The sequence below is a fragment of the Pseudoalteromonas sp. Z9A6 genome (assembly GCF_011378805.1).
Taxonomy (GTDB): domain Bacteria; phylum Pseudomonadota; class Gammaproteobacteria; order Enterobacterales; family Alteromonadaceae; genus Pseudoalteromonas; species Pseudoalteromonas distincta.
The window spans coordinates 14,497-35,138 of record NZ_WTKZ01000031.1; the positions used below are offsets into that span (position 1 = coordinate 14,497).

The 20,642-nt window shown below is 39.4% G+C and carries 19 protein-coding genes and 1 pseudogene; 4 read left to right on the top strand and 16 right to left on the bottom strand.

Annotated elements, in window-relative coordinates; translation table 11 throughout:
• The 13 genes and pseudogenes from GQR53_RS21135 to GQR53_RS12485 form a co-directional block, all read right to left on the bottom strand.
• Positions 1-99: pseudogene (locus tag GQR53_RS21135) on the bottom strand (phosphatidylglycerophosphatase A); the annotation flags it as partial.
• Entirely contained in the window at positions 96-1,070 is a 975-nt protein-coding gene (thiL, locus tag GQR53_RS12430) for a thiamine-phosphate kinase (RefSeq protein WP_165744064.1), read from the bottom strand. The pseudogene GQR53_RS21135 and the gene thiL, both read right to left, overlap by 4 nt.
• 46 nt (positions 1,071-1,116) lie before the next feature.
• Complete coding sequence (nusB, locus tag GQR53_RS12435) at positions 1,117-1,527, bottom strand: transcription antitermination factor NusB (protein WP_002961751.1); 411 nt, start codon at positions 1,525-1,527, stop codon at positions 1,117-1,119.
• Between the two features lie 15 nt (positions 1,528-1,542).
• The gene (gene ribE / locus GQR53_RS12440; protein ID WP_002961753.1) at positions 1,543-2,007 is read right to left on the bottom strand and encodes a 6,7-dimethyl-8-ribityllumazine synthase; all 465 of its coding nucleotides are present in this window, start codon (positions 2,005-2,007) and stop codon (positions 1,543-1,545) included.
• Positions 2,008-2,107: 100 nt separating this feature from the next.
• A complete protein-coding gene (gene ribBA / locus GQR53_RS12445) occupies positions 2,108-3,220 on the bottom strand; it encodes a bifunctional 3,4-dihydroxy-2-butanone-4-phosphate synthase/GTP cyclohydrolase II (RefSeq protein ID WP_024603846.1) in 1,113 nt (370 codons plus the stop codon).
• 29 nt (positions 3,221-3,249) lie between these two features.
• Positions 3,250-3,903 (bottom strand): riboflavin synthase, encoded by a 654-nt coding sequence (locus GQR53_RS12450; protein ID WP_002961757.1) that lies wholly within the window; start codon positions 3,901-3,903, stop codon positions 3,250-3,252.
• Positions 3,904-3,919: 16 nt separating this feature from the next.
• Positions 3,920-5,053: a bifunctional diaminohydroxyphosphoribosylaminopyrimidine deaminase/5-amino-6-(5-phosphoribosylamino)uracil reductase RibD gene (gene ribD, locus GQR53_RS12455; RefSeq protein WP_165744065.1), complete on the bottom strand. Its 1,134-nt coding sequence runs from the start codon at positions 5,051-5,053 to the stop codon at positions 3,920-3,922.
• Between the two features lie 166 nt (positions 5,054-5,219).
• The gene (gene nrdR / locus GQR53_RS12460) at positions 5,220-5,669 is read right to left on the bottom strand and encodes a transcriptional regulator NrdR (protein ID WP_002961761.1); all 450 of its coding nucleotides are present in this window, start codon (positions 5,667-5,669) and stop codon (positions 5,220-5,222) included.
• 275 nt (positions 5,670-5,944) lie between these two features.
• The gene (gene glyA, locus GQR53_RS12465; RefSeq protein WP_002961763.1) at positions 5,945-7,201 is read right to left on the bottom strand and encodes a serine hydroxymethyltransferase; all 1,257 of its coding nucleotides are present in this window, start codon (positions 7,199-7,201) and stop codon (positions 5,945-5,947) included.
• 269 nt (positions 7,202-7,470) lie between these two features.
• Positions 7,471-8,754: a threonine synthase gene (gene thrC / locus GQR53_RS12470; protein WP_165744066.1), complete on the bottom strand. Its 1,284-nt coding sequence runs from the start codon at positions 8,752-8,754 to the stop codon at positions 7,471-7,473.
• An 11-nt stretch (positions 8,755-8,765) separates the two neighbouring features.
• The gene (gene thrB, locus GQR53_RS12475; RefSeq protein WP_165744067.1) at positions 8,766-9,701 is read right to left on the bottom strand and encodes a homoserine kinase; all 936 of its coding nucleotides are present in this window, start codon (positions 9,699-9,701) and stop codon (positions 8,766-8,768) included.
• Between the two features lie 9 nt (positions 9,702-9,710).
• A complete protein-coding gene (gene thrA / locus GQR53_RS12480; protein WP_165744068.1) occupies positions 9,711-12,128 on the bottom strand; it encodes a bifunctional aspartate kinase/homoserine dehydrogenase I in 2,418 nt (805 codons plus the stop codon).
• A 228-nt stretch (positions 12,129-12,356) separates the two neighbouring features.
• Complete coding sequence (locus tag GQR53_RS12485; RefSeq protein WP_165744069.1) at positions 12,357-12,725, bottom strand: response regulator; 369 nt, start codon at positions 12,723-12,725, stop codon at positions 12,357-12,359.
• A 355-nt stretch (positions 12,726-13,080) separates the two neighbouring features.
• Here GQR53_RS12485 and GQR53_RS12490 point away from each other — a divergent pair, with 355 nt between their 5' ends.
• Together GQR53_RS12490 and rdgC are read left to right on the top strand one after the other, a co-directional pair.
• Positions 13,081-14,850, top strand: a complete 1,770-nt coding sequence (locus tag GQR53_RS12490; RefSeq protein ID WP_165744070.1) for an ATP-binding protein — start codon at positions 13,081-13,083, stop codon at positions 14,848-14,850.
• Positions 14,851-15,090: 240 nt separating this feature from the next.
• Positions 15,091-16,008 (top strand): recombination-associated protein RdgC, encoded by a 918-nt coding sequence (rdgC, locus tag GQR53_RS12495; protein ID WP_024603840.1) that lies wholly within the window; start codon positions 15,091-15,093, stop codon positions 16,006-16,008.
• A 356-nt stretch (positions 16,009-16,364) separates the two neighbouring features.
• On the opposite strand, the gene GQR53_RS12500 is transcribed toward rdgC, so the two are convergent.
• Entirely contained in the window at positions 16,365-16,601 is a 237-nt protein-coding gene (locus tag GQR53_RS12500; protein WP_165744071.1) for a YgjV family protein, read from the bottom strand.
• Between the two features lie 287 nt (positions 16,602-16,888).
• On the opposite strand from GQR53_RS12500, the gene GQR53_RS12505 reads away from it, so the two are divergent.
• Positions 16,889-17,545 (top strand): Crp/Fnr family transcriptional regulator, encoded by a 657-nt coding sequence (locus GQR53_RS12505; protein ID WP_002962665.1) that lies wholly within the window; start codon positions 16,889-16,891, stop codon positions 17,543-17,545.
• Between the two features lie 65 nt (positions 17,546-17,610).
• Here the strand turns inward: GQR53_RS12505 and GQR53_RS12510 are convergent, their stop codons facing one another.
• Both GQR53_RS12510 and pepB read right to left on the bottom strand, forming a co-directional pair.
• On the bottom strand, positions 17,611-18,177 hold the full coding sequence (locus GQR53_RS12510; protein WP_002962666.1) for a phosphoribosyltransferase family protein: 567 nt from the start codon (positions 18,175-18,177) through the stop codon (positions 17,611-17,613).
• A gap of 183 nt (positions 18,178-18,360) precedes the next feature.
• Positions 18,361-19,656: an aminopeptidase PepB gene (pepB, locus tag GQR53_RS12515; protein WP_002962668.1), complete on the bottom strand. Its 1,296-nt coding sequence runs from the start codon at positions 19,654-19,656 to the stop codon at positions 18,361-18,363.
• 123 nt (positions 19,657-19,779) lie between these two features.
• Here pepB and sfsA point away from each other — a divergent pair, with 123 nt between their 5' ends.
• Positions 19,780-20,499 carry a DNA/RNA nuclease SfsA gene (gene sfsA, locus GQR53_RS12520; RefSeq protein WP_165744072.1) on the top strand — a complete coding sequence of 240 codons (720 nt, stop codon included), beginning with the start codon at positions 19,780-19,782 and terminating at the stop codon, positions 20,497-20,499.
• Positions 20,500-20,642 lie beyond the last annotated feature (143 nt).

Genomic DNA, 20,642 nt, shown 5'->3' on the forward strand with positions numbered 1-20,642 from the left:
GTCAAATGTACCGGGCGCTTTAGGGGCAAGCCCTGCCCCAAAGCCCAGATCAAAAAACTGATGTGGACGCTTTAAATTAAACTTGCGGTTATTGTTCAAACCAGCTCCTTTGCAAAGTGCTCAAAACCCTGCGGTTCAAAATCAAACTTTTCACCGTTGTGTAAAAGCTCAATTTGGCCATCGCCACTTTTAACTTGGCCAATGCATGTTGCATCTACACCATACTGGCGTAGCTTTATTTCTAACATACTTTTATTGCTATCAGGGACCGTAAAAATTAATTCGTAATCATCACCGTAACTGAGAATAAATGGCAGCTGCTGATTAAAATCAAGGCTTGCTTGCATCGCATCTGAAGTTGGAATACTTTCAATATTCACCACTGCATTTACTTGTGACATATCGAGTATATGACTTAAATCAGCGATTAAGCCGTCCGACACATCAATAGCCGATGATGCTAGGCCTCGTAATACCTGCCCTGCAGCAACACGTGGGGTTGGAAAGTCAAAGCGTTTATTTACGTACTTTAAATGCTCTGGCTCAATATTTATACCTTGCTTGCGAGACTCAATTGCAAGTCCAGCGTCACCTAGCGGACCCGTAACATAAATCCAATCACCCACTTTTGCGCCACTACGATGAAGTGCAGTACCTTCAGGTACAGTCCCTTTCGCACAAATAGTGATGGTTAATGGACCCTGAGTTGTATCGCCACCTATAATCTGCACATTAAAATATTCAGCAATTTCATGCATGCCATCAGTAAACTCTTCAATCCACTGTGGGTCAATACTTGGCAAAGTTAACGCAACTGAAACCCAAGTTGGCTCAGCGCCCATGGCCGCTAAATCACTTAAATTAACAGCAAGCGCTCTGTGACCTAATGCACGAGGGGAAATATCATCAAAAAAGTGTACGCCAGCAACAAGAGTGTCTGTTGTAACGGCAAGTTGGCAGTTTTGTGGAACGGTTACTAAAGCGCAATCATCCCCTATACCTAGGTTTACATCACGACGGGTGATACCGCGACCTTTAAAGTAGCGGTTAATTAATTCAAATTCCTTCATACACAAAAAAGCCGGCCTATGCCGGCTCCCCTCTTTAACGGTTTACTTACTTGCGTAAATGCTTAACAGCTTTATCAAGTACACCGTTTACAAATTTATGGCTGTCTTCAGCGCCAAAAATTTTGGCCAGTTCAATACCTTCGTTAATAGCAACTTTATAAGGTACGTCTTCACGGAACTTAAGCTCATAGCTGCTTAAACGTAAAATTGCACGCTCAACCATATCTAAGTCATCAAACGGACGTGTTAAATGTGGTGATACAGCTTCGTCTAGTTGCTTGTAATTTACAGCAACACCCGTCGCTAGATCTTTAAAGTATTCAACATCAATTTTAGTAACGTCTGTTTCGATCAACATTTGTTGTTCGATATCGGCAATTAAATTGCCACTTATTTGCCAAGAATAAACGGCTTGGAGTGCTAAGATACGTGCTTTACGTCTTGCTGCTGGTTTCACAAAAATTCCTTAAACTTAAATTTTATCTAACACATTAACCATTTCAAGCGCGCCTAAAGCAGCTTCGCCGCCTTTATTGCCCATTTTGGTGCCAGCACGCTCAATTGCTTGTTCAATGCTTTCTGTGGTTAATACGCCAAATGCAACCGGGATATCATACTCAAGTGATACTTGCGCAAGACCTTTGTTTGATTCGCCAGCAACTAGGTCAAAGTGTGGTGTACCACCTCTGATCACTACGCCTAATGCGATGATTGCATCATACTCTTTTTTTGCCGCAACGCGTTTAGCCGCTAAAGGTAATTCTACCGCGCCTGGCACATAAATAACGGTAATGTCGTCATCTGATACGCCACCTGTGCGTTTTAGCTCATCAACAGCACCTGCAAGGAGGCTGCTACCAATAAAGTCATTAAAACGAGAAATGACAATGGCAAATTTTTTGCCTGGAGCGTACTTATTACCTTCAATAATTTTCATTTGATAACCCTAAAAATAAGTTCAAGCGGTTGCGATTGCGCAAAAATTGCTGCGCATCATACCATAAAAATAAAATAATAGCCTAGTTTAAGCGTGATGCTTATTGTGGCTCAACGTAATCAACAACTTCTAAATGAAAGCCCGAAAGTGCATGGTACTTTTTGGGGCGACTCATTAATCGCATTTGTTTAATTCCAAGATCGGCAAGTATTTGCGAACCTACGCCAACAGTACGAGATGTACCTTTGAATTTGCGTGGCGTAACGCTTTCGCCAGCATCAGCTGCTGCAAATGCTTTCACAGTTGCCTCTAGCTCTTCAGTGCTTTCTTGCTTACCTAAAATAACTAAAGCACCTTCATTTTTAGCAATGTAGGCCATTGCTTCAGAAAGACCCCAGCTACGGTCAGCACTTCTGTCTGAAAGTAGAATATCGTTAAAGGTACTTTGCAAATGTACACGTACATTTGTCGGCTCTTGATCTTTTATATCGCCTTTGAGCAATACGTAATGTAATTGGCCATCAATTGTGTCTTTGTAAGTAACTAAATCAAATTCACCATGAACAGTTGGTAACTTACATTTTGCTACTTGCTCAATTGTTGTTTCGTTTAAGTTGCGGTATTCGATTAAATCAGCAATGGTGCCAATTTTAATATCGTGCTCTTTCGCAAAAACTTCTAAATCAGGGCGACGTGCCATAGTGCCGTCAGCATTAAGTATTTCAACAATAACAGATGATGCTTCAAGTCCAGCTAAACGCGCTAAATCACAGCCAGCTTCAGTGTGTCCTGCGCGAGTTAATACGCCACCAGGTTGCGCCATAATAGGAAAAATATGTCCCGGCTGAACAATATCACTTGGGACTGCGCCTTTAGCTATAGCCGCTTGCACTGTACGCGCTCTATCTGCTGCTGAAATACCGGTTGTAACACCTTTTGATGCTTCTATCGACATTGTAAAGTTAGTCGAAAATGCTGCACCATTGTTTTTAACCATTAACGGTAAATCAAGTTGCTCGCAACGCTCTTGCGTCATGGTTAAACAAATTAAACCACGGCCATGGGTAGCCATGAAATTAATCGCTTCTGCGCTAATGTGCTCAGCAGCTATTATTAAATCGCCTTCATTTTCTCTATCTTCATCATCCATTAAAATAACCATTTTACCGGCTTTAATATCGTCGATGATTTCTTGCGCACTGTGTAAATTCATAAATTTGCTCGTGTAAGTTGTCAGTTTCGTTATTTAATAAAACCCGCTTTAGCGAGTAAGCTCATCGAAATATCAGAGCCAGTTGGTTGCTCTGCACCCTTTATAAGGCGCTCTAAATAACGTGCAATTTGATCGACTTCTAAATTAACTTGGGTACCTACTTTAAAATGAGCAATTGTGGTTTGCTCACTCGTGTGTGGGACAATTGTTAATTTGAATTTATTGCCCTCTACAGCGTTTACTGTCAGGCTTATACCATCAATACATACCGAACCTTTGTACGGAATGTATTTCATTAAATTTTCGTCAGTTGTAAGCCAATATTCTGTTGCTCTGGCGTTTGCAGTAATACTTGTAATTGTTGCGATACCATCAACATGGCCAGATACTAAATGACCGCCTAAACGAGAAACAGGTTGCATGGCTTTTTCAAGATTCACCGTTTGTCCTAAAGCATAGTGAGCAAAACCGGTCAAACTAATCGTCTCATTAGATAAATCCGCACTAAAACCATCAATATGTTTATCAACTACAGTTAAGCAAACACCATTAGTTGCAATGCTGTCACCTAACTTTACGTCTGTCATATCAAGATCAGCACTTTGGATACGAATGGCTAAGTCGCCTTGTTTTTTTTGTAATAAAGCAATTTTTCCTGTGGCTTCTATTATCCCAGTAAACATAGCACTACTCTTTTTATTAAGTGATTTTAATGAGTTTTGACGCGGTGATACGTAAATCGTCACCAATGCGCGCACATTCATTAAATGTTAAATCAACGGTGTTTTGCATACTCGTCAATTCAGGAAAATTAACTAAACTTTTTGCATCATGGCCCATTAGTTTAGGCGCTAAATAAAAAACAAACTCGTCAACTAAATTAAGCTCTGTCATTTTACCAGCAAGTGTTGCGCCAGCTTCAAGCCAAACATTATTAAACTGTAGCTGCCCAAGTTTTTCTAAAACGGCTTGTAAATCAACTTTACCGTTACTTTCACTGACTTCAATATGCTTTACAAAATGCGGCCATTGCAATGATTTATCAACCTTAGTCGTAAATATTATTACATCACTTTGGATTTCAAATAAAGCAAGGTCCGGTGTTAAACGGTTTTGAGAGTCAATTATAACACGCACGGGCTGGCGAAGCGGCAAATCAGTAGGCAGTGTACAAGGCAGCTCACTTAGTCGCACATTAAGTTTAGCATCGTCTACTAACACTGTATCGGCACCGGTTAAAATAGCGCAGCTTTTCGCTCGGTGTAATTGTACGTCTTGTCGAGCAGCAGGACTTGTGATCCACTTACTTTGCCCATTTTTAAGTGCCGTTTTACCATCAATACTCGCTGCCATTTTGCAAATCACATAAGGTAAGCCTTGCTCCATACGCTTAAAAAAGCCAACGTTAAGTGCGCGAGCTTGTGATTCGAGTAACCCGTAAGCAACGTCAATACCCGCGTCGCTCAGTATTTTAAGGCCTTTGCCAGCAACTTGTGGATTTGTATCAACCATAGCAGCAATTACTTTTACCACACCGGCAGCTTTTAAGCCTTCGGCGCACGGTGGCGTACGGCCATAATGACTACACGGTTCAAGCGTTACATAAGCCGTTGCACCTTGTGCATTTTTTCCAGCGACAGCCAGTGCATTTACTTCAGCATGGCCTTGACCTGCTAATTGATGAAAACCCTCGCCAATTATTTGATTATTTTTAACTAAGACACAGCCAACATTAGGGTTAGGTGTGGTAGTAAACCGACCTTTTTTGGCAAGTTCTATGGCGCGTGCCATATACATTTCATCATGTTCAGTAAAAGTAATTTGGTTAAGCATTTATTATACCAATTGCGTTAAATAAGTGGTCCATTATAGCGCTAAGAAAATAGCGCAATAACAAGGCGAAAATTATGACATATAGTTGTTCTATATGAATAATTTTTAACGCAGTGAGTGCGCTATTTAATGCGATAGAATGATCATATTTTTAATAAAATTGGTATTACTCCCCTAAGCGGGCAATTTCTTCGCCAAATTCGCGTATATCTTCAAACGAGCGATAAACAGAGGCAAATCTTACATACGCTACTTTATCGAGCTTTTTGAGGGCTTCCATAATGCATTCACCAACCAAATGGCTTGAAATTTCTCGCTCGCCTGTAGCACGCAACTGCGATTTTATTATATTCACTACTTCGTCTACTTGCTCTGTGCTCACTGGGCGTTTTTCGAGTGCGCGATTTAAGCCATTTAATAATTTATCTTCGTTAAATGGTTCGCGGCTGCCGTCTTGTTTAATAACACGAGGCATAACCAGTTCAGCGCCTTCAAATGTAGTAAAGCGCTCATGGCAGTCGTTGCACTCACGGCGCCTGCGAACTTGATGGCCTCCACCAACAAGGCGTGAGTCAATAACTTTAGTATCTTTTGCGGTACAAAATGGACAATGCATAGCTCGCTACTTCCGTTTTAAAACAAAAAAGACCGCTAAATAGCGGTCTTTTATCTTAGCAAAAATTAAGGTCTGTTGCTCTTTCAGGATTTAAATTTGTTTTATCTAGAGCCAATTTAATTGCACTGTGCGATTTATAATCGAATAAACTGAGTCAAAACCCAGCCACAAAGCAAAAACTACTTTTAGAGCCACTTCAAAAACAGCGCAAATTTAATCTCAAAAGATAAACAGCTCCCTAACTGTTGTGCTGTTAATTACTGTTGCTTATGCAATTAAGCGTAAACAGGTAATTTTGCACAAATTGCTTTTACTTTTTCTTTAACTTGCGCCTGTACAGATTCATCAGTGATGTTATCTAGTACGTCACAAATCCAGCCAGCAAGCTCTTTTGATTCTTCTTCTTTGAAACCACGACGAGTGATTGCAGGAGAACCAATACGCAAACCAGATGTTACAAACGGAGAACGTGGATCGTTTGGCACTGAGTTTTTGTTAACTGTGATGTTAGCGTTACCAAGGGCTGCATCTGCATCTTTACCAGTGATATCTTTATCGATTAAATCGAGTAGGAATAAGTGGTTTTCAGTTTTGTCAGATACGATTTTGTAGCCGCGCTCTTGCATTACAGCAACCATTGCTTTTGCGTTTTTAACAACTTGTGTTTGGTATACTTTAAATTCTGGTTGAAGCGCTTCTTTAAATGCCACGGCTTTTGCTGCAATAACATGACATAAAGGACCACCTTGGCCACCAGGGAAAACTGCGCTGTTAAGCTTTTTATAGATTGCTTCGTCGCCACATGCAGAGATAATTAAACCACCACGAGGACCAGCAAGTGTTTTATGCGTAGTTGTAGTTACAACATGTGCATGAGGAACTGGGCTTGGGTAAACGCCTGCCGCAATTAAACCTGCAACGTGAGCCATATCAACAAACAGGTAAGCACCTACTTTGTCAGCAATTTCACGGAATTTAGCCCAATCAACAATACCTGAGTACGCTGAGAAACCACCAATAATCATTTTTGGTTTATGCTCAAGTGCTAGTGCTTCAACCTGTGCGTAATCAATTTCGCCCGTTGTTTCATCTAGTCCGTATTGAATTGCATTGTAAAGCTTACCAGAGAAGCTTACGTGTGATCCGTGAGTTAAGTGACCACCATGAGCTAAGCTCATACCAAGTACAGTGTCGCCTGCTTCTAATAGCGCTAGAAAAACAGCAGCATTAGCTTGCGAACCAGCATGTGGTTGTACGTTTGCGTAGTCAGAACCAAATAACTCGTTAGCACGGTCAATTGCTAATTGCTCAACAACATCAACGTGCTCACAACCGCCATAATAACGTTTGCCAGGGTAACCTTCTGCGTATTTATTTGTAAGCTGTGAACCCTGCGCTTCTAGTACGCGTGGGCTACAGTAGTTTTCTGAAGCGATTAGTTCAATGTGCTCTTCTTGGCGAGCAGTTTCTTTGTTTATCGCGTCAAATAACTCTGGATCAAAATCCGAAATATTCATGCTACGTTCTAACATTGGGGTCTCCTAGGGCAACGTGTATGGTGTTTTTTAGAGGCTTTATTGTACGCTTTAAACGACTCTTTGCCTACGCTCTTAAGTTGAGGATATTTAAACAGGGATTGAAACTATTTCACAGACTTTTTAAGATGATATTTTCTTATAAAACCATAACGATTTTAAATGAATGCTATTTCCTACATTTAATTAGTAAATGCAATTCACTAGATTTAATAGCCTAAAGTTATAAAAAAAGGCGGCTTAACCGCCTTTTTGAATTAATTAACTTAGCCAAGTTTAGCAAGTATTTCTGTACGTAATGCGTCGTAATCGGCCTTTATATCGCTTGCTAGGCATGGTTTTGCTAGTGCGTCGCTAAGTGGTTTTGGCATACCTAATTCAATATTTAAAATACCCTCTACGCTTTCTTTAAACTTAGCAGGATGAGCGGTTGCTAAAAAGATACCCGCAGCACCAGGCGCTCGATTTTCAACAAGACCTTGGTACGCAATAGCAGTGTGGGGCTCTGCAACATAACCCGTTTGTTGAATTTTTTTCATCACCAATTGCGTGTCTTCCTCGTTTACGCTAGTTGAATAAAAGTTATCGTAGCTAAACCAGTTATTATCTAACATTGTTTGCACACGCGGCCAGTTGTTTGGCTTACTTACATCCATTGCATTTGAAAGCGACTCAAGTGTTGCGTTTGGCGTCCAGGTTTTATCAAGCATAAAGCGCGGCACAGTATCATTTTGGTTGGTTGTTGCACTTAATTTACCTACAGGTAAGCCAATAACCGCACCAATCATTGCAGCACATACATTACCAAAGTTGCCACTTGGCACTGATATATGCGCTGTTGCGCGTTTTTCTTTTGGTAGTTGTGCAATGGCCTCAAAGTAATAACAAACCTGAGCAACTAAACGGCTAATATTAATTGAATTAGCAGAATTAAGCCCAAGTGTTGATTTAACTTCTTCATCTAAAAAGGCATTTTTAACCAACTCTTGGCAATCATCAAAACTGCCATCAACTGCGTAACAATGAATATTGTTACCTAACGTAGTAAATAGCTTTTGCTGAGCAAGTGAAATTTTGCCTTTAGGATATAAGATGACAACATCGATATTCGGCTTGTTATAAAAAGCATGTGCAACGGCTGCACCAGTATCGCCCGATGTTGCGGTTAAAATAGTTACTTTTTCATCTTTATTAAATTGCGCTAAACACTCAGCCATAAAGCGACCACCAAAGTCTTTAAACGCAAGCGTAGGACCATGAAACAACTCTAAGCAGTATGTATTCTCTTCAACTTCTACCAGCTTAACTGGAAAGTTAAATGCATTTTTAACCATTTGTGCCACAGTGTCGCTTGGCAGCTCATCACCAATTAGGTGAGATAATATTTTGCCACTGCGTGTAACAAAGTCCATATCAAGCAATGTATCAACATCAGACAGTGGGGCAAGGGATTCAGGGAAAAACACACCTTGATTACGACCTAAACCTGTTTTTACGGCTTCAACGAACGACACTTTTTGTGAGCTATCTTTTAAATTATGTAATTGCATGACTACCTATCCTATAAAACTGTTAATTGACGCGTGCCGTCGTTATCTAATTTACAAATGTGGCAAAAGCCTTGCTCGTTAATGTAATTTGCCTCTAACCACTGCGCGCATTGCTGTGCAGATTCCAGTGTTTTACACACAGTAAATAACGTTGGTCCTGCGCCCGAAATACTCACTATTTCAGCGCCCAACGCTGGTAAGCTTGCTTTGGCTTCACTAAAACCTTTAATAAGCGGTGCGCGGTAAGGTTCTGCTATTTCATCTTTCATTATGCTAAGTGCATCGTCAAAACGATTAGTCAACAGTAAGCTACTAAATGCCGATAAACGCTGTGCAAACTCAACACTTGCATGCATGCTCAACTCTTTTGGTAAAACCGAGCGCGCTTTTGCAGTGTTGAGTGAAAAACCAGGGAACGCAGCAACGTAGTACCAATTTTCATCAACAGGAAGTGCAATCGATTTATCAGGGATTAAATCACCTGTTAATTGCAAACCACCTAAATAGCATGGCGTGATGTTGTCGTAATGACGACCACCGCTCACTACAGCTTCAAAGTCAGCCATAAGCTCAATAAGCTCAACCTGACTTAAGTTAGTTTGTGCAAACTTATCAAGGGCAGCAAAGGTAGCCACGACCGAGCATGCACTAGAACCAAGTCCAGATCCAATTGGTAAATTCTTTTTAAGCTCGAGCTTTACGCTTGGCATATCAGGCGCAACATGCGCTCTAAAATGTACTAAACACTGGTACGCTAAGTTTTCATTCGCATCACTTGGTAACTTGTGAGCGTAGTCGCCAGTACAAATAAATTCGTCACTTGGTGCTGCACTTACAACGGCTACATCGCCTAATAAACTACCATCAATTGGCGCAAGCGCTGCGCCAAGTGCATCAAAACCTACTGCAAAATTACCAATAGACGCCGGAGCATATACTTCAATCATAACGAGCTCCTAGCGCGATAGTGTTTTTAAAATATCAGCAAATACACCCGCTGCTGTTACTTCAGAGCCTGCACCATAACCACGAATAACAAACGGACGTGGCTGGTAGTATTGACTTAAAATAGCAAGCGCGTTTTCGCCATCGCGAATTACATTAAGCGCATGTTTTTCATCAACAGCCTCAATACCTACTTTACAGTGACCTCCTTTAATTGTACCTACATAACGAAGTACCTTACCTTCGCTCGCAGCACTTTGAATGCGGTCATTAAAATCAGCATCTAGGCTTGGTAGTTTTGCCATAAACTCATCAACGCTATCACCTTGTGCAAAACCTTGTGGTAATACTGACTCAACTTCAATATCGCTTAGCTCCAATTTCATACCGGCTTCGCGAGCAATGATCAGTAACTTACGTGCTACATCGGTACCCGATAAATCATCACGAGGATCTGGCTCAGTAAAACCGCTTTCTTTGGCTTTAATAGTTGCCTCAGAAAGTGATAAACCATCTTGAAGTGCGCCAAACATATACGAAAGTGAGCCTGATAAAATACCGCTAAACTCTAGTAACTCATCACCGGCACCAAATAATGACTGCAAGTTATCGATTACTGGTAAGCCTGCACCAACGTTAGTTTCGTATAAAAATTTACGATTATTCTTTTGCGTAGCAGCTATTAAATCTTGGTAATACGTGTATGAGCTTGTTGTCGCTTTTTTATTAGCTGCAACCACATGAAAGCCTGCATTTAAAAAGTCTACATACTGCGCAGCAAGTGCATCTGAAGATGTACAATCTACTAATACCGGATTCACTAAGTGGTTTTGCTTAACAAATTGCTCTACTAATTTTAAATCAAATGCTTGCTCAGATAAGGCCAATTTTTGCTGCCAATCACTAAAAGCGATGCCTTCGTTATCAAGGTGTAATTGACGAGAGTTAGCAACACCATACAAGTTAAGTTTAATATTACGCTTTTCAAGCCAAGCTTGCTGACGTTCAAGCTGATTAATAAGCTCTTGCCCTACTAAGCCACAACCTAGTAAAAACACATCAATTGACGGCACATGCGTGAAAAAGTTTTCATGGCATATTTTTACAGCGTCATTACATAACTCACCATCAATTACCGCAGAAATAGCACTTTCTGTAGAATCCTGTGCAATTGCCACAATATTTACTTGCGCTTGTGCAAGCGATGCAAAAAACTTAGCCGCTAAGCCACGGTGTGCGCGCATGTTGTCGCCCACTAAAGTAACAATGGCTAAATTACGCTGTACTTGTACAGGCTCAATAAGTCCTGCTTGTAATTCAAGCTCAAATGCAGTTTGTAGCGCATCGAGTGCAAGTGCTAGGTCTGTTTCGTGCACACAAAAACTAATGCTAAATTCACATGATGATTGCGTGATCAATACAATTGATACGTTATCATGAGCAAGCGCGTTAAATACCTTAGACGCCATGCCTACTTTACCTTTCATGCCTGGGCCTGAAACAGTTAACATTGCAAGGTCTTGTAAGCTAGAAAGCGCTTTTACGGGCTCATCAGATGAATAATCGTTACCAATTAATGAGCCTTGTGCGTCTGGGTTATGCGTATTTTTAATTTCACATGGCACGCCTGCTTTAGCACACGGTAAAATTGTTTTTGGGTGAAGTACTTTTGCACCAAAGTAAGAAAGCTCCATCGCTTCTTTATAAGATAAAAAATCTACTTTAGTGGCTTTTTTAATATAACGAGGATCAGCACTGTATACGCCATCAACGTCTGTCCAAATTTGACAAATCTCAGCTTCTAAACATGCTGCTGCAATTGCTGCTGAGTAGTCTGAGCCATTACGACCAAGCGTTGTAAGCTCGCCCTTGTCATTACTCGCAGTAAAACCAGGCATGATATAAATAGTTGCAGGATTTTCTTTAAGCACAGCTTGAAAGCGCGCTTTACTTGTTACTAAATCAGCCTCGGCGTCGATATAACCACCAGTTGAGGCGATACAGCTTGTTGCTTCTAAGTATCTTGCATCGTGCGAGTTCAATAAAGCCTGCATTAAAGAAACGCTAACGCGCTCTCCAAAGCTAATTACAAATGCGCGAACTTGATCAGGGCAACACTGTATAAGCGACACGCCATCTAGTTTATTTTTAAGTTCCCTTAGATCTGGCCAGATTGTAACTACTACGCCACTTTTTTCAACGTCAGCTTTTAGGCCTTCACAGCGACTCGCTAATGCTTGCCATTGCTGCGAAAAATCTAAGCCTTGCTCTGCGGCACTTGCGAGTGCAACTAGCGAATCGGTCATTCCACCTGGAGCAGAAAGCACCAATAACATTTCATCTTTTAACTGTGCTTTAACTAACTGAGCTACCTGTTGTAAGCATGCATAATCGGCAAGTGAAGACCCACCAAATTTTAAAACTCGCATTGTTTATGTTCCTCATCCCATAAAACGAAAAAAGGCCTGTGTTCTAAGTGAACACAGGCCTTTAAATTTGTTGCACCGACCTATGCCACTATCCAGTAAGAATGATGGTTGTAATAATAATGGTCAGTACGCGATTAATTGTTTTCATATGTTAAGACTGCCTTAACAAAGGCTATGCTGTCAACCCTAAATTAAAAGATAAAACAGCCTTTTTTAACATGAAAAAACCTAATGAATGCCAAATTTATGCAATATTTTATTTAAGCTTGATTTGTTAATAGGTTTATCAATAAAATCAATTGCGCCAAGTTGGGCGACTCGTTGCTTCATTTTCTCCTGTATATCAGCAGAAATAACCAACACAAAGCACTCTATTTTTTCTATTTTTATAGTTTCAAGTACTTGTATACCATCAACCTCTGGCATGGTGAGGTCTAGGCACAGTAAATCAAAGTTTTGTGCTCTTAAAAGATCGAGGGCGTTTGCTCCATTTATAGCTTGTTGTATATCTGCATCTATACACTCATTTAAACACCGCACGACTTGTTTACGAGCAACAGCAGAATCATCACAGACTAATATCGAAAATTTCATCATGTTTACTACTACACAACCATCAAAGTTATTAAAAGACCATCTTCCTTTGCACTCAAGACACTTTAACACGCATCTAAATACTTAGCGCATTAATAATTCAATGCAATGATAAATATAGAATTAATTCATTTAAATATGATTAACGAAACTAAATTCTAATCAAACTTACAAAACTTAACGTCTAACAAATTTACTAATTCATAGCTGAATTTAATTACATTAATACTACATACCTATTTAATTAGATTTATCTTATTAAATTTTAACTTTTTTATTTATTTTTAGAGGTTTATTGACTAACTTTTAAATTACAATAGTAACGTTACAAAAATAACAAAGGATGAACAAGTCACTCATGTTACAAAAAAGCCTTTCTAAGAAGCTACTAACAAGCGTTTTATCCGTTTATTTTTTGCTTACCTTCGTAGTGACTTGCGGACAGGTGCTTGCTGAATATCTCAATACTAAAGACTATATACGTGATGAATTAAGTACATTACAAAAAACCTTTAGTCGTAGCTTAACACGTGCAATTTGGGAGCTTAATACCAAGCAAACAATTACAACAGCAGAAGGTTTACTCGCCATTCCCATGATTGAAGGGATTATTGTTCGAGACGACAGCGGCGAAATTATTTCACAATTAGGGCGCTCGCTCGACATACATAAGCTATATAACCAACAGTTAGTACAAGAAGAAGCAATTTTAGAAGACGCGAAATCCGGTCTGTTTGGTTACACCTTTCCACTTATTTTTGAATTTTCTGGCCGTGCTACCCAAGTGGGTGACGTTACCTTATTTTCTAGCCGAGAAGTTGTTTTAAGCCGAATTATGGTATCAATCTACTTTTTGATTGGTAATGCGATGATTAAAACTACCTTTTTAATCATTTTATTTTTAATGGCATTTAGAAAGCTTCTTACAGATCCCTTAGCTGAGCTTACTGAGCAACTAGAAAACCTAGAATTAGATGAGCTAGAAGGACAACACATCGAAATAGAAACAGAGGAGCATAACGAACTAAAAGTAATGGAGCAGTCGTTTAACAAACTAATAGATAAAGTGGTTCAGTACAGAAAAGAGCTTGAGCACACCCAAAAAGAACTCATTATTAGTAACGAAAAGCTCGATCATCACAACATACAACTTGAGCAAGACGTAGCCCGTAAAACATCAAACTTAAGCCAAGCAATGATGGAATTACAACAGCAAAAATACGAACTTGAAAAGCAAAAAATTGTGCTCACTGAAGAAATAGACTTGCGCCGCAGCACAGAGCAAGAGCTAATTTCAAAACAAACTGAATCCCAACGTTATATAGAAGAATTAAGCCTTGCACAGGAACGTTTATTAGGCACAGAGAAGATGGCAGCACTAGGCGGACTTGTGGCGGGTATTACGCATGATATTAACACCCCTATTGGGATAGGTGTAACGGCAATATCGTTTTTGCAAGAACGCTTAAATAAACTCGAAAGTGCTTATAGTGAAAAAACACTTTCACCAAAAGCACTAGAAGAATTTATTAACGAAGCAAAACAAAGTACAAGTTTGTTAACCACTAACTTAGATAGAGCCTCAGAGCTTATTGCTAGCTTTAAGCAAATAGCGGTCGATCAGGCCAGTGAAGCAGTAAGAACTATTAACTTTAAAGATTACACTAACGAAGTAATACGCTCACTGCATCCAAAACTAAAAAAGACATCCCATACAATAAAATTAGAATGCCCTGATGATTTAGTTTTAAATTTACCTGCAGGCGCCATCAGCCAAATTTTTACTAACTTAATTATGAATTCACTCATTCATGGCTTTGAAGGTAAAAGCAACGGTGTGATGGATATCAAAATAAGCGCAGATGACACTAACTTAACGATTGATTACAAAGATGACGGTAACGGAGTTACCAGTGAGCAATTGAAAAAATTGTTTGACCCATTCTTTACGACTAAACGCGATGAGGGCGGAAGCGGATTAGGTACCCATATAATGTTTAATTTAGTTAAACAAACTCTTAGCGGATCTATTGATGCAACGAGTGAACCTGGCAAAGGTCTGCGTTACTATATTCAATTTCCAAAGAACATGGCTAAGCCAATGCCTATTTTTGAAAAATATGAATAAAAAAAGTTCATACGTTAAATTATTAGGGCGTGTTGATCTTTGGTGGTTGAATTTGCAGCAACATGTTTGGTTTTTACTTAGCCCACTAGGTTACAAACCTCGCGCCGCGATTTAATCTTCCTTAGATTGAACAAATTTCAATCCATAAAGTTCAACACGCCCTAGTAACAAATCAGTCATTTCGAGATGCTGTTTTTATTGCTATGATTGGACAAATTTTTCAAATGGATCAATTCCCCTATGTGGTTTAGTAACCTTATTTGTTACCGCTTTAAGCAAGACGTTTCATACACTCAAGAAGATTTTGATAAAGCATTAGAGCAAGATTTATTTCGCCCATGTACTGGTCAAGAGCTTGCAACATTTGGTTGGACAAAAGCGTTTGGAAAGCATGGCGAAACACTATCGCATTTTTCTCAAAAAAGTATTTTAGTTTGCGCTAAACGTGAAGAAAAAGTACTCCCAGCTTCTGTTATTAACGAACTAGTTACTGAGAAGATTGATCAGATAGAAGCCGAAGAAAACCGCCCTGTTAAAAAGAAAGAAAAAGACGAATTAAAAGAAAACATTCTTCATACTCTTCTACCCCAGGCATTTAAAAAGTCGAGCTTACAATTTGCCTTTATTGACCAAGAAAATGGCTGGGTGGTTGTAAATAGTGGCAGCTTTAATAAAGCTGAAGAGCTACTGGCACTACTTCGTAAATCGTTAGGAACGCTCCCAGTTGTACCTGCGTTTGCTAACTACGACCTAGATGTATTCTTAACTGATTGGTTAACTAACTTTAGTACACCAGAAGGCTTTGCAATTGGCTCTGACGCTGAGCTTGAAGAAGCTGACGACAGCGGTGCACAAGTAAAACTAAAAGGCCATGATCTGGCATGTGATGAGGTTAAATCGCACTTAGAAAGTGGTAAACGCGTAACTAAACTGGCACTTGATTGGCAAGAACGCCTTAAGTTTATGCTGCAAAACGATGGCTCTATCAAGCGTTTAAGCTACTCTGAAACTCTAAAAGAAGAGAACGCAGATATTCCTAAAGAAGATATGGCTTTAAAACTTGATGCTGACTTTATTTTAGCTTCTGAGGAAATAAAGCAATTACTTGAAGAACTAACTGCTGGCTTAGGTGACGTTGAAGATTTAGAAAAAGCGTAAATACCACAACCTACATAAATATTTAAACGCTTTGAAGCATTAAATAGACCCACATATAAGCAGGTTGGTATAACAGATAAAAATCCGATAGCAGTATACTGCTATCGGATTTTTTAATGGAATTTTTAGAAGCGCTTATTTATATATTTGTTATCCGCGAACAGAATTTAGCTAACGTTCGGCGTATTAAAACCTAATGAAATCATCTTTTAAGTAGGAGAATACAGCATGGTTCAGAGGTAAGTTATGTAGAGTGATATGAGATTATCTATATACGCTTCAAGCTGGACTGCACAAAAGCTGAAGTTTTTGATTTTAATTAAAACCATTAACTTACTTTGTGCAGATAACTTATTTTAGCTTTTAGCGTCTTCAACTTTAGGTTGGCGATATATTTTTATAATGTGATATAAATTTACAAGCGACAATAAGCCGTTGGTAAAAATAACAGGCACTGCGCCAATGGCAACACCGTATGCAGTAAATACAATACAACCAAACATGTTGTACCAACGCAGTTTTACTACATCTGTCATTGTTAACGATGCAACCAATAAAGCTGTTGCAATATAGCCTAAATATTCCCAACTCAATTGTTCTCTCCTAGCCTTTAGGTTAGCATTACATGTACTGCTAACTTATGGCACTTATAAGTATTGCAAAGTTACAACAAAATAAAAAAGCTAACTTGCTTAAAAACCTGAAAAAGTTTGCCGGAAAACACCAGCAAATACTTAAATCATTACACGGGAAATGAAGGTAAAATAATATTATTAGCAAAGCTAATAATATTAGTAGCAAGTTAGCGTAAATTCTTAGTGTCTTAATGCTAACGTCATTAAGATGTAATAAATAGGACAAATGTCCGAAGAGCACATTGATGTTTCAATACCATTTTTCTAGTTACCTTGTTGATCAGCTTTTAACCTTTGCCGGTAGTAGCTATCAACAATCAAAAAAAGAAGTTCTGATCCATCAAGATCAGCCTTTAAGCAAGCTTGTGCTTGTACGCAGTGGCACTGTGTCGTTTAGTTACGACGTAGGTAATGGACGACGCCTGCTGTTAGGACAATTGGATTGTAACAACACCCTTATTGGTGAAATAGAAGCGCTAAATAATAATCCGTGTATTTATACGGTAACGTGCTTTAGCGATGTAACTTATAATCTTATTGAATTAAGACATTGGCGTGCTCTGCTGCTTGAAAAACCAGAACTGAGTTTATACACCGCACAAACTATTGCGGCTAAATTTCAGGAAAACCAAAAAATCAATTTAGATAAGCTACTACTACCATTGAGCTACAACATAGCCAAAGATTGCTTACTAAGGGCCGAGAACAACAACCCTACGCTACTTAGAGCCTATCCAACTGTAAATGCTGAAGCCGAACGCTTTGCTACCACTGAGCGAGCTTACAGACGTGTTGTTACAGAACTTGTCGAAAAAGGCTTGGTACTTAGAAGTAACGATGGCTTACAAGCAGTCGATATACCAAAGCTAAGTGAATACGTAGATAGCTTTGCTCAACTTTAAGTTATTTAAAATTTACCCATAAAAAAAGGCCTTAACGGCCTTTTTTTATTTATACAAATTACTGATTACTTCTCTAGCAAAATGTCATGAATTTTCACAAGATCAGATTTACCTGCAATAATTTCATCCGGTGTTAAACCCGATAGTTCATGCGGGAACACTAACCACTCTTCAGACTCATGAATATAATAATCTGGAACAGTGTCTACTTTTGAGTTTTTTGGCTTGTAGTACGGACATGCAATACGAATATCACGTGGCAAGTTTAAGCGCATAAGCTCTGAAAGCTTTTCTTTTAATGCAACAATACTACGACCAGAGTCAAATACATCATCAACAATTAATAATGAGTCGCCTGCATTTGCGTTCTCAACAATGTAATGCAAACCGTGGACTTTAATTTCTTTAGATTGTTTACCAATACCGTAATAAGACGATGTACGCACTGCAATGTGGTCAGTCTCAATGCCTTTATAATCGTAATATTCTTGAACAGCAATACCGATCGGTGCACCACCTCGCCAAATACCAATAATAAAATCAGGACGAAAGCCATCTTGGTATACTTGTGCCGCTACGCGGAACGAATCTTCAAGCAGCTGTTGAGCTGTGATGTAGCACTTATCTGACATAATTAGAAACCCCAGTGGTGGATATAAGATTTGAGCGCAGCTTAGAGTTAAGCAAAAATTAAACTCAAACAGGTATTGGCGACGGATTTTACCGCAAATGAAATAAAATTGCTTGCCTGTAAATTAAAAAATAGGCACCCAAAGGTGCCTATTTTTAGTGTAAAAAGCATAATTTAGTAAATATTATGCTTTTTCTTGTAGGGTACGAGCAACCGTACGCATACCTTGAGTTGTTGCGCCCGCTGCCCATTGGCTTGTACTGCCCATGTTAAAAGCAGCAGCTAAGTCTATGTGCACCCAGCCTTTGCCATCGTTTGGCACAAAGCGTGATAAAAAGCCTGCAGCATTCGATGCACCACCGTAACCGCCACCCTTTTGTGCACGGCTATTTGCTGTATCAGCATAAGGAGATGGGCAGTTTTGTTGATGCCATTTTTCAAGAGGAAGTGGCCAAGCAGCTTCCATTTCTTGAGATGCAAAACTTTCAACTTCACGTGCAAGTTCTTTATCAAGTGCAAATAATGCATTGTACTCTTGGCCAACAGCAACAAGCGCTGCTCCAGTTAGTGTTGCTGCATCAATGATAAGTGGAGCGCCAGTCTCTCCTGCTGCCATTAAGCCATCAGCAAGTACTAAGCGACCTTCAGCATCCGTGTTTACAATTTCAACTGTTGTGCCATTTTTGTAAGTAAGAATGTCACCTAATTTGTATGCATGACCCGAAATTAAGTTCTCAGCACAACATAAAAACAGCTTAATACGTTTTTCAATACCACGGTTAATAGCCAATGCTAAACCTGCTGTTACTGTTGCAGCGCCGCCCATGTCGCACTTCATACCAAGCATACCTTCGCTTGATTTAATTGAGTAACCACCTGAGTCAAACGTAATACCTTTACCAACAAGCGCAGCACTTACTGGTGCATTTTCGTCGCCTGTTGGGTTGTAATCAAGCTCAAGCAATACTGGTGGGCGAACACTACCGCGACCAACTGCATGAATACCAATCCACTGTTGTTCTAGTAACGCATCACCTTTAATAATTTGGTAACTTACGTGTTCAGGCGCTAATGATTGAATAAACTCAGCTGCTTTTTCAGCTAGGCTTTCTGGGTAAATGTCATCGGCAGTACCGTTAACCATTTCACGTGCCCAAATTGCTGACGTTTTTAAGTGAGCAAGTTCTTTAATATCTGATTGTGCGTTATCAACAAACTCAACACCGTTTAATGATTTTGGTGTTACAAAGCCTTGGTAAAAAGCCCACTGGCTTTCTGTACACCAAGTATCACCTGCTAATTCAACATTTTTAACGCCTTGGCTTGCAATAGTACGGCCTGCTTTTTGAACATTTTTTAATGTGTCTTGCTCTGATAAATGAACAGTTGCACCGCGCTCGTTAAAAGACAATGACGCATTATCGCCCCAATGACTCGCTGCTGCTTGTTCGCTTAGTTGAACAACAAATTTTTCACTCATGTTAGAATTCCCTTGCACTTAAATGTGCCACCGAGTTTACTATAGAGCGCTTAAGTTCCCAACAGCTTGAGATAAATAACATAAATCACACTGCTGAGCAGTGTTTACGCTTTGGAAGTTATTATGAAGTACACGCCAGCGCTGCAACCAGCCATATTATTAAAGCGCTACAAACGCTTTTTAGCTGATTTACAATTAAGTGATGGCAGCGAATTTACCGCACATTGTGCAAATACAGGTAAAATGACGGGATGCGCTGAGCCAGGCTTTACTGCTTTTTATTCAACAAGCGATAACGCAAAACGAAAATACCCGCATTCATTAGAGCTTACGCAAAATAACTTATCGCAGCTTATTTGTGTAAATACAGCGGTGGCTAATAAAGTAGTAGAAGAAGCAATAAACAATAATGTCATAAGCGAGCTACTCGACTACAGTCAATTGCAAAGCGAAGTTAAGTACGGCAGCGAAAACAGTCGTATCGACTTTTTACTCACAGACGAAAATAAGCCCAATTGCTATGTAGAAGTTAAGTCAGTCACATTATTAAGCGAAGATGCACCACAAAGCGGGCAAGGCTACTTTCCTGATGCGCAAACACTGCGTGGACAAAAACATATCCGCGAACTAATAGAAATGATCGAACAAGGCCACCGAGCAGTATTACTGTTCGCTGTTTTACATGAAGGAATAAATACCGTAAGTGCAGCTGCGCATATTGATAAAAAATACGCCACGTTATTAAACCAAGCAATAATAGCCGGTGTTGAAGTATTAGCATACAAAGCCAAAATTTCAGCTAATGGAGTCTTACTTCATAAAAGAATAGCATTTATAGAATAGTGTAATAAACCAAGGGATTGAACTAAGCGTAATTTACAAAGCACCCTAATTATAGAAAGTGGTAAAAAGTGAATTATAAAAATTAACTTGTTTTTAAAGCTTTTGCCCATATAACAAGGCAAGTTTTAGAAAGCGAATATGTG